The sequence below is a fragment of the Kitasatospora sp. NPDC059827 genome, from assembly GCF_042731675.1.
Lineage (GTDB): Bacteria > Actinomycetota > Actinomycetes > Streptomycetales > Streptomycetaceae > Kitasatospora.
In genome coordinates this window covers 32,528-42,221 of the sequence record NZ_JBHWIV010000074.1, presented here as the reverse complement: position 1 = coordinate 42,221, position 9,694 = coordinate 32,528, and the positions used below count along the sequence as shown (strand labels likewise).

Sequence of the window (9,694 nt, the reverse complement as noted above, 5' to 3'; positions counted from 1 at the left end):
GGACGCTTCCTTCGGACCGCCTTCCAGCGGGCCCTCCGGGCGCTTCGTTCTTTCGTGTTTCAAGCTTATCAGATGTTTTCCGCTCCGTTTTCCGGGGCTTCGTCATCCAACTCGCTGGTGTCTTCTGCGGCTTGACGCCCCGTCCGACGTTTCAAACTCTAGCCGATCCCCGCTCCGAAAAGCGAATCCGGCCGCAATCCGATAAACAGCGCACACCGAATAAGCACCGAGCCGAGACGCGAAAAAGCGAAACGACCGGCACGAACCGGAAGTGGTGATTCAAGGGATTGGCCGCTCCGGGACCGTCCGCGCCGATGCGTGTCCGGTGCTCCCTGCCGAGCGACTAGGAAACACTACCCCTCTCCGGCGTCGGGAGCAAACGGGCTCCGGGGACCGTCCGGGTGCAGAGCGCCCGGCCCTGCTTCACGTACTCGCCGTTGGGGTGGTCGTTGCCGGTGACCCAGCGCAGGGCGGTGGCCTCGTCCCGGCCACCGTCGCGGTGGCGGCGGAGCAGCCGCTCCTCGCGGACGGTGTCGTCGGTGTCGACGTACCAGAGTTCGCGCAGCAGCCGGCGGGCCTCCGGCCACGGGGCGTCCGCGGCAGCGAGGTAGTTGCCCTCGGTGATGACCAGACGGGTGTGCGGGCGGACGACGTGGCGGGCCGCGACCGGTTCGTCCAGGGTGCGGTCGAAGTCGGGGACGTAAATGTCCTGGAACCGGTCGGCCGCGACCCTGCGCAGCAGGGCGACGTAGCCGTGGGCGTCGAAGGTGGCCGGGGCGCCCTTGCGGTGGGTCAGTCCGAGGCGGTCGAGCTGGGCCGTGGAGAGGTGGAAGCCGTCCAGCGGGAGGTACGCGGCGGTGCCGGGGCCCTCGGCGCGTTCGACCTCGGCGACCAGGTGCCGGGCGAGGGTGGACTTGCCGGCTGCGGGCGGGCCGACAAGTCCGAGGATCGTGCGGGCGTTGCTGCCCGGGCCGCGGAGGAGTCCGAGGGCAAGGGCGGTGAGGCGGTCCTCGTTCATGGCCGCACCCTACTCACCGGCCCGGGGCCGACGGTCGGCTCAGGCGGGACCGGAGGCGGAGCTGGTTGCGGCGTCGGGAGTGGCGGTGGGGGCGAGGGCGGGCAGCTCCAGGGTGAGCGTGCCGGCGTCCGCGTCGAGCAGGGCGGGGACGCCGAGCGGGACGGTCAGGGTGGACGGGCAGTGGCCGAAACCCAGCTCCCAGAGCACGGGCACGCCGAGGCCGCCGAGGCGGTCGATCATCACGTCCCGGACCCGTTCGGGCCGCCCGCAGCCCTCCCAGGAGCCGAGGGCTATGCCGGCCACGCCGTCGAGGGCGCCGGAGCGCAGGAGCTGGGTGAGCAGCCGGTCGAGCTGGTACTGGTGCTCGTTGACGTCTTCGAGGACGAGGATGCGGCCCGCGTAGGAGGGGCGGGCGGCGGGCGTGCCGCGTTCGGCGACGAGTACGTGGAGGCAGCCTCCGGCGGTGACCCCCCGGGCGCGGCCGGGGACGAGCGGGCCGGCGGTGGGCGAGGTGAGGACGGTGGTGGTGGCCGGGTCGAAGAGGGTCCGGCGCAGGTGTTCGGCGGTGGGGCCGTCCTCGACGAAGGAGGCGGCGGCGGCCATCGGCCCGTACAGGGTGGCGAGGCCGAGGCGCTGGGCGAAGGCCTCGTGCAGGGAGCTGACGTCGCTGAACCCGATGAGGGGCTTGGGGCGGACGGCGCGCAGGGCGGTCCAGTCGAGCAGGTCGACGATGCGGTGGACGCCGTAGCCGCCCCGGGCGCAGATGACGGCGTCGACGTCGGGGTCCAGCCACGCGTCCTGGAGGTCGGCGGCGCGGTCGGCGTCGGTACCGGCCAGGTAGCCGAGGGTGGGGTGGGTGTCGAGGACGTGCGGGGCGACGGTGACCCGCAGGCCCCAGGAGCGGAGGATCTCGCAGCCGGCGGTGAGGCGCCCGGCGTCGATCGGGCCGCTGGGGGCGACGACGGCGATGTGGTCGCCGGGGCGCAGCTGCGGCGGGCGGGTCAGTCCCTGGCCGGGCGTGGTCGGTTGCTGGTCCATGGACCGGACCTTTCGGGGAAGGGGCGGGCTGTGGGCGGCCTCGGGGTGTGGTCGAGGCCGCCCGGTGACGATATGCCCGCCGGTCGACCGGCCGATGTCCGTGGACGGGCCCGCGGTGGGGCGCCGGCCGGCTTGAGGGCCTTTCAGATCGCGCCCATCACCTCCCGCACCTCGGCGAGAGTGGCGTCGGCGACGGCGTTGGCCCGTTCGGCGCCCTCGCGCAGGACCTGCCGCAGGTGGCCGCGGTCGGCGGCGAGCTCGGCGCGGCGGGCGCGCAGCGGACGGAAGTACTCGTTGACGGACTCGATGACCGTGCGCTTGAGGGCGGCCGCGCCGCCGTCGCCGACCTCCTCGGCGATCGCCTCCGGGTCGCGGTCCTGGCAGAGCGCCGCGAGCAGGACGAGGCCGGACACCTCGGGGCGGCCGACCGGGTCGTAGCCGATGCGGCGGTCGGCGTCGGTCTTCGCGCCGCGGATGATCCGGGCGGTGGCGTCCTCGTCGGCGCCGAGGGCGACGGCGTTGCCGCGGCTCTTGCTCATCTTGCCGCCGTCGGTGCCGAGCAGCATCGGGGCGTCGGAGAGCAGCGCCCGGGGGCGGGGGAACACGGCGCTGCCGTCGGCGTGCGGGTAGCGCTCGTTGAAGCGGCGGGCGACGGTGCGGGCGACTTCGAGGTGGGGCAGCTGGTCCTGGCCGACCGGGACGAGGTCGGCCTTGCAGAACAGGATGTCCGCGGCCTGGTGGACGGGGTAGGTGAACATCAGCCCGTTCACGGCGGCCTGGCTGGAGTGGGCGATCTCGTCCTTGACGGTGGGGTTGCGGCTGAGTTCGGCGACGCTCACCAGGCTGAGGAAGGGCAGCAGCAGCTGGTTGAGGGCGGGAACGGCGCTGTGGGCGAAGATCGTGGCCCGTTCGGGGTCGAGGCCGGCGGCGAGGTAGTCGAGGACGAGGTTCTCGGTGTGTTCGGCGAGCCGGTCGGCGATGTCGCGGTCGGTGATGACCTGGTAGTCGGCGACCAGGACGAACATCTCGACGCCCTGGTCCTGCAGCCGGACCCGGTTCTGCAGGGTGCCGAAGTAGTGGCCGAGGTGGAGTGGGCCGGTGGGGCGGTCGCCGGTGAGGACCCGGTGGGAGGACGGGTCGTCGATCCGGTCCTGGGCGGTGAGGTCGGACGTGTCGGCGGTCATGGCCGTGGTGGCGGCGCCAGTGGTGGTGGCGGCGGCGGCGGTGGTCATCGGGTTTCTCCCTCGGTACGGCGGTGGTGGCGGCCGTCCGGGGCGAGGGGCCCGTCCCGTGGGGAAAACGCGACAGGGCCGTCCATCCCGGACGGCCCTGTGGTCAGGCGAGTGGGGTGGCCGTCCTAGGACGGCCACCAGCACAGGCCCACGAAGCGCTTCACGGCTCCAACGATAGCGCCGGTCCCCTGCACAGGTCACCCGGTTCAGATCCCCTGCACCAGTCCCCTGCACCGGTCCCCTGCACCGATCCCCGACACCATGGACCGGCGTCAGTCCTCCACGACCAGGGCCCGGGTGTCCTGGCGCAGCGTCTCGCCGCGGAAGAACTCCGGGCGGATCCGGCCGTACCAGGTCATCAGCGCGGCGCCGAGCAGCAGGATGCCGACGCCGATCACGAACACCGAGCCGATGCCGAACACCGCGCCGCTGCCGTAGTCGGGGGACCAGGCGTCGGTCAGGGTCTGGAGGAGGACGGCGCTCAGCAGCAGGCCGCCGAGCAGCGGGGCGACGCCCTTGAGCAGCAGGTCGCGCGGGCTGTCGCGGAGCGAGTGGCGGAAGTACCGGACGCAGGAGAAGGCGGTCAGCGCGTAGTAGAAGCAGATCATCAGACCGAGCGCCAGGATGGTGTCCTGGACGACGTTCTCGCTGATCAGGCTCATGCCGACATAGAAGACGGCGGTGGCGAGGCCGGCCGCGACGGTGGCGTGGCCGGGCGTGCGGAAACGCGGGTGGACGGTGCCGAAGCGCGGCGGCACGGCGCGGTAGGCGCTCATCGCGAGCAGGGTGCGGGCCACCGGGATGAAGGTGGTCTGCAGGCTCGCGGCGGCGCTGGCGACGACGGCCAGGAACAGCAGGATGCTCCACGGCGAGCCGAGCACCGGGCGGGCGAGCGCGGCGAAGACGTTGTCGGTCGTGGCCGGGTTGCCGAGGCCGTCGCCGGTGCTGCCGACGCCGGCGAACATCTGGGCGGAGACCGCGACCAGCAGGTACGAGCCGACCAGGGTGACCATGGAGACCATCGCGGCCCGGCCCGGGGTCTTGGCGCTGCCGAGGGTCTCCTCGTTCATGGTGAGGCAGGTGTCCCAGCCCCAGTACATGAAGATGGACAGTGACAGGCCGGCGGTGAACGCGCTGAACGAGCCGACCTGGAGCGGGTTGAGCCAGGAGAACGAGAAGCCGATCGAGTCGGGCAGGTCCCCGGCGGCGGCCTTGCCGATGGCGATGGCCGAGAAGAGCAGCAGCACGGCCAGCTGGAGGCCGACCAGGCCGTACTGGAACCACTTGGTGGCCGTCATCCCCCGGTAGCTCATCGCGGTGGCGCCGGCGATGAGCAGCACCACCGTGAGCAGATGGACGGCCTTGTTCTGGTCGAGCCCGGCGATCCAGCTGCTGCCGGTCATCTCACCGATCATCAGGTAGAGGAACTCCGTCGCCACGCCGGCCAGGTTGGAGAGCACGATGATGGTGGCGACGGTCAGTCCCCAGCCGGCCATCCAGCCGACCCGGGGGCCGAAGGCCCTGACCGTCCAGGTGAAGGACGTACCGCAGTCCGGGAAGTCCTTGTTCAGCTCCTTGTACGCGAACGCGACGAGCAGCATCGGCAGGAAGCCGGCCAGGAACACGGCCGGCATCTGGACGCCGACCGCGGTGACCGTCGGTCCGAGCGTCGCGGTCAGGCAGTACACCGGGGCGACGGTCGAGACGCCCAGCACCACGCTGCCCAGCAGGCCCACCGAGTTGCCCCGTAGACCCTTGTCCCCCGCTCCCCCAGCCGTCCCCGGTTCGGGAACGCCACCACTGGTGCCACTGACCGGGGCACCCTGCGGAGCACCGGGCGCCGTTGCCCGGCCGCTGCTTGTGTGCTCTGAGAGCTGCTGATCAAACACCAGCGCACTCTAAGCCGCGTGAAGAAGGTTGAATAGACCAACTCTTGGTGATTTTGTGCACTGATGATGACCTTTTGCCCCTCGGTGAGCACCCCCGCGCGGAGGGTGCGCCCGGCAACGGGATAGGTTTGCCTCACCTAACCTCGACCGTCCGGTCCCGACCGTGAAGGAGCGTCGCGTGGCCCCCGACTCCGACGACCCGAAGCTGGCCCCCACCCTCGTCCCCGCCCTCGGCGCCCGCACCCCCAGCCGGCGCCGCTTCCTCACCGCCGGAGTGACCGGCGCCGCCGTGCTCGGCCTCGGCGGGCTCCTCGCCGCCTGCGGCAGCTCGGGCGGCTCGGGCGGCTCCGGCGGATCCGGCGGGTCCGGGGGCGGCAGTGGCGCGAAGCCGGGCAGCGGCGGTTCGCCGGACCAGAAGTCGGTGAAGCAGGGCGGCGACGACTACGCCAGTGTCATCGAGAAGATGAAGGGCTTCGGGACCGACGCCGCCCCCGGCGTCTACCCGCGCACCGTCAAGCACGCCATGGGCGAGACCGTCATCCCCGCCAGGCCCACCCGGGTCGTGGTGCTGGACACCGGCGAGCTCGACAACGTCGTCTCGCTCGGCATCCAGCCGGTCGGGGTCGTCCACACCGACGGTTCCAAGTCGCTGCCCTCCTACCTCAAGGACAAGGCCGGCAACCCGGCCGCCGTCGGCACCATCAACAGCCTCAACCTGGAGGCGATCGCGGCGCTCAAGCCCGACCTGATCCTCGGCAGCCAGCTGCGCGCCCAGGACCAGTACGCCCAGCTGTCGAAGATCGCGCCGACCGTCTTCTCACTGCGCCCCGGCTACCCGTGGAAGCAGAACTTCCTGCTCAACGCCAGCCCCTTCGGCCTGCAGGCGGAGGCCCAGGCGCAGCTCGACGCCTACCAGGCCGCCGCCACCGCGATCGGCGCCGCACTCGGCGGCAAGCGGCCCACCATCACGCCGCTGCGCTTCATGCCCGGCCGGACCAGGCTCTACGCCGAACTCTCGTTCATCGGCACCATCCTCACCGACGTGCCGCTGCCGCAGCCCGCGATCGAGCAGGTCAAGGAACTCGCGGTGGAGGTCAGCCCGGAGCAGATCGACAAGGCCGACTCCGACTGGATCTTCTACGGCGTGTACGGCAGCCCCAGTTCGACCAACCAGGACGCGGTGCTGGGCGGGGCGCTCTGGAAGACCCTCGGGGCGGTCAAGTCCGGTCAGGCGCGGCCGGTTTCGGACGAGACCTGGTTCCTCGGGCTCGGCGTGACGGCGGCCAACGCGGTGCTCTCCGACCTCAAGGGCTTCGTCGCGTCCGGGAGTTGAGCCGATACGCCCGGTAGGAGCCGCCACTGATCGCCCGGTTGTCACGGCGTGCTCCCGGCCACCCGTGCGGGAATGACGCTTGGAGCTGGTGGCGCGGTGCGGGAGGATCGTCGGGACCGTCCCCCGAAGGGCCCGCCGATGACTTCGCTCCACCCCGGTTCCACCGACCCCGCCCCGCCCGGACCGTCCGGGCCCGCCGCGGACGGTGCCGGCTCCTCGCCCCCGACCGACGGGCCCCGCCCGCCCGGCACGGGGGCGCCGATCTGCTCGATCGCGACGGCGGCCGACGTCGGCGCGCCCAGCGCCCCGGGCGTCCTCGTCCGCCACGACTCGGTGCCGCAGCCGCGCACGCCGGAGGACGTCGAAGCGCGGCTCCGGCGCGCCAAGGCGGATGGCGCTGCGGCGAACGGCGCTGCGGCGGATGGCGCTGCGGCGGACGGCGGCGGCGCTGCCGACGGTTCCGCGGACGGCGGCACCGACGACTGCGACGCTGCCGACGACGGTACGACGAGCGGTACGACGAGCGGCGCAGCGACCACGGCACGGCTCCGGGAGGCCTTCGCCGACCGGCTGCGGGCCGCACGCGCCGAGGGACGCTCGCTCGCCGAGCTGGCGGCCGCGTGCCGTCGGCCGGTGGCGGAGGTGCGGGCGCTGCTCGGCGAGGCCGAGGAGGCGTCCGAGACGGAGTCCGGGCCCGAGGCCAGCGTCGACGCCGGTGCCGGTTCGGGTGCGGGCTCCGCCGCCGACCGGACCGGGTCGGGGTTCGTCCGGTTCGAGCGGACCGCAGCGCCCACCGAGGGCAACCGGCCCGCAGCGGTGCCGCGTTCGGGGCGCGAGGAGCTCCGGAGCCTCGGCTCGCGACGGCCGTCGCCGTCCCGCCGACTGCGTCGGATGCACCCGCCCGCCGGCCCGACCGGGCAGGAGGCGGCCGCACGGGAGACGGCCGCGACCGACCCGGCCGGCACCCGCCCGCCCGGTGCGGGGTGGACGGGTACACCGACCGGTGCAACGGGGACGGTGGCCGATCACCCGACCACCGCGCCCCCGGAGCCCGGGGCGAACGCCGCGCACCGGGCCGTCACCGGGCCCGGGGTCGGGACCGGAGCGGGGACCGGAGTGGGGATCGAAGGGGCGACCGCTGTCGGGGCCGCCCTCGGGACCGGTACCGAGGCGGCCCGGGCCGAACCACCGCTCGGCATCCTGATCGGCGGCAGTCCGGTCCAGTCGGACGCCGTGGGCCGCCCGGAGGAGCGGACACCGGTCCGGGTGACGGCGGAGCCGATCCGGGTCGGGCGTGGGACCAGCCTGGTCGTCCTTCCCTCCTGGCGTCCCGCCATCGCCGTCTCGGTGTCGACCGAGCAGCTGATCATCGAAACCGGGCTCACCGTCGAGCAACTGGCCGGTGCCCGGCTGACGGTGCGGATGAACCCGTGGGCGCTGCACGACCGGGAGCTGGATCTGCACGGCTGGGAGCTCGGCCCGGCCGGGCCGGGCGGACGGGCCGCCCGGCGCGGCGGACGCGGTCAGGCGTTCGGGATGTAGCCGAGGTCGACGGGCACCGGAGGGCGCCCGTCGACCGCCCAGCCCGCGCGGACGGGCTCCAGCAACTCCGGTAGCCGGGGCGGCCAGAGCGCGTCCGCGTTCTCGTCGGCGAGCTCGGCCGGGGTCCACCAGCGCCAGTCGAGGATCCGGTCCTCGGCGTGCACCGCACTGACATCGCCGACCGGGCCGCGGTGCGGTCCGCGGGTGAGGTAGATGTGCTCGTGCTGGCGGACCGGGGTCCCGTGCCAGGTGAAGTCGTGCTCCCAGGTGCAGAGCAGCGGACCCGGTTCGAGATCGGTCCAGCCGGTCTCCTCCCACAGTTCGCGCCGGGCGCCGACCAGCGGGGTCTCACCCCGCTCCAGCCCGCCGCCGGGCATCGTCCAGTGGACGCCGACCTCGTCGTTGTCCGAACGGAGCAGGAACACCGAGCCGTCGCCGTCCAGCACCACCGTACGGGCGGCCCGGCGGGGAACGCGTCGGTGCGGTCGCAGCAGTCTTCGCATCGGGACACTCTGACAGCGCCCGCACCGGGCGTCGACCGGATTCGCCGCCCCGGCGCCCCGCGTGGGAGGAACCGGGGCAACCGACCGCCGCCGGATCGCAGCCGGGAGCAGCCCGCTGGCCTTACCCTGACCGCCATGCCCGTACCCTCGATCCTCTTCCCCGCCGATCCGCTCAACCCGGGCCGGCCCGATCCGCACTTCGCCTGGGAGGCCCGGCTGCTAAGGGAGTTGGGCGGTGAGCACCACCTCGTCGACCACGACGCACTGCTCGCCGGACACACCGAGGAGGCGGTCCGGCGGGTGCCCCAGGACTGCGGACCGCTCTGGTACCGGGGCTGGATGCTCCCCTCCGCCCGGTACGCCGGGTTCGCCGCCGCCCTCACCGCCCGCGGCGGCAACCTGCTGACCAGCGCGCCCGGCTACGCGTCGGCGCACGAACTGCCCGGCTGGTACGGGGTGTTCGAGGGCGCGACCCCGCCCAGCGTCTGGATCCCGTCCGACGGGACGGCGGCACCCACCCCGGCGGAGCTGGCGGACGCCGTGGCCCGGCTCGGCGGCACCGGGCCGGCGATCGTGAAGGACTACGTGAAGTCCCGCAAGCACGAGTGGCACGAGGCCTGCTACGTACCGGAGTTGGCGGACCTGGCGGCCGTCGGACGGGTGGTCGGGCGGTTCGTCGAGCTGCAGGGCGAGTCCCTGGCGGGCGGGGTGGTGCTGCGCCGGTACGAGGAGTTCGAGCGCGCCGACGGAACGAGCCGGGCCGCTGACGGTGCCGAGGGAGACGCGGGCAGCGCGGGAGGCCGTGGCGGCACGAGCGGCGCCGGCAACGCGGGAGGCCCGAACGGTGCGGGCGGCGACGGGCGGGCGGTGGAGGTCCGGGTGTGGTGGCTCGACGGTCGGCCGATCCTGGTCGGCCCGCACCCGGACGCCCCGCACCAGCGGGTCGAGCCCGACCTCACCCACGTGCCCGCGCTGGTGCGAAGACTCGGCTGCCGCTTCGTCACCACCGACCTCGCCAGCCGGGCGGACGGCTCCGGCTGGCGGGTGGTGGAGGTCGGGGACGGCCAGGTGAGCGACCTGCCGCGCGGCGTCGACGCCTCGGGCCTGCTGGCCTCGCTGATCGCCGCCTGAGCGCATCG

Annotated in this window: 8 protein-coding genes; 3 read left to right on the top strand and 5 right to left on the bottom strand. The window is 73.4% G+C overall.

Features of this window, described 5'->3' with window-relative positions; translation table 11 throughout:
- Positions 1–343: 343 nt before the first annotated feature.
- From ACFV8H_RS32490 to ACFV8H_RS32475, 4 genes are all read right to left on the bottom strand, one after another.
- Positions 344–1,018 (bottom strand): nucleoside/nucleotide kinase family protein, encoded by a 675-nt coding sequence (locus ACFV8H_RS32490; RefSeq protein ID WP_380407119.1) that lies wholly within the window; start codon positions 1,016–1,018, stop codon positions 344–346.
- Positions 1,019–1,057: 39 nt separating this feature from the next.
- Complete coding sequence (locus ACFV8H_RS32485; protein ID WP_380407117.1) at positions 1,058–2,056, bottom strand: LD-carboxypeptidase; 999 nt, start codon at positions 2,054–2,056, stop codon at positions 1,058–1,060.
- Between the two features lie 143 nt (positions 2,057–2,199).
- Positions 2,200–3,240, bottom strand: coding sequence for a tryptophan--tRNA ligase (trpS, locus tag ACFV8H_RS32480; RefSeq protein WP_380407131.1), 1,041 nt, complete (start codon positions 3,238–3,240; stop codon positions 2,200–2,202).
- A 320-nt stretch (positions 3,241–3,560) separates the two neighbouring features.
- A complete protein-coding gene (locus ACFV8H_RS32475) occupies positions 3,561–5,024 on the bottom strand; it encodes an APC family permease (protein WP_380407115.1) in 1,464 nt (487 codons plus the stop codon).
- 427 nt (positions 5,025–5,451) lie between these two features.
- Between ACFV8H_RS32475 and ACFV8H_RS32470 the strand changes: the two genes are divergently transcribed.
- Complete coding sequence (locus ACFV8H_RS32470) at positions 5,452–6,510, top strand: ABC transporter substrate-binding protein (protein WP_380407129.1); 1,059 nt, start codon at positions 5,452–5,454, stop codon at positions 6,508–6,510.
- A 138-nt stretch (positions 6,511–6,648) separates the two neighbouring features.
- Entirely contained in the window at positions 6,649–8,052 is a 1,404-nt protein-coding gene (locus ACFV8H_RS32465) for a hypothetical protein (protein WP_380407113.1), read from the top strand.
- Here the strand turns inward: ACFV8H_RS32465 and ACFV8H_RS32460 are convergent.
- Positions 8,034–8,555 (bottom strand): NUDIX hydrolase, encoded by a 522-nt coding sequence (locus ACFV8H_RS32460; RefSeq protein WP_380407111.1) that lies wholly within the window; start codon positions 8,553–8,555, stop codon positions 8,034–8,036. The genes ACFV8H_RS32465 and ACFV8H_RS32460 overlap by 19 nt on opposite strands.
- 135 nt (positions 8,556–8,690) lie before the next feature.
- Here ACFV8H_RS32460 and ACFV8H_RS32455 point away from each other — a divergent pair, with 135 nt between their 5' ends.
- Positions 8,691–9,686 carry an ATP-grasp domain-containing protein gene (locus ACFV8H_RS32455; protein WP_380407109.1) on the top strand — a complete coding sequence of 332 codons (996 nt, stop codon included), beginning with the start codon at positions 8,691–8,693 and terminating at the stop codon, positions 9,684–9,686.
- Positions 9,687–9,694: the final 8 nt, after the last annotated feature.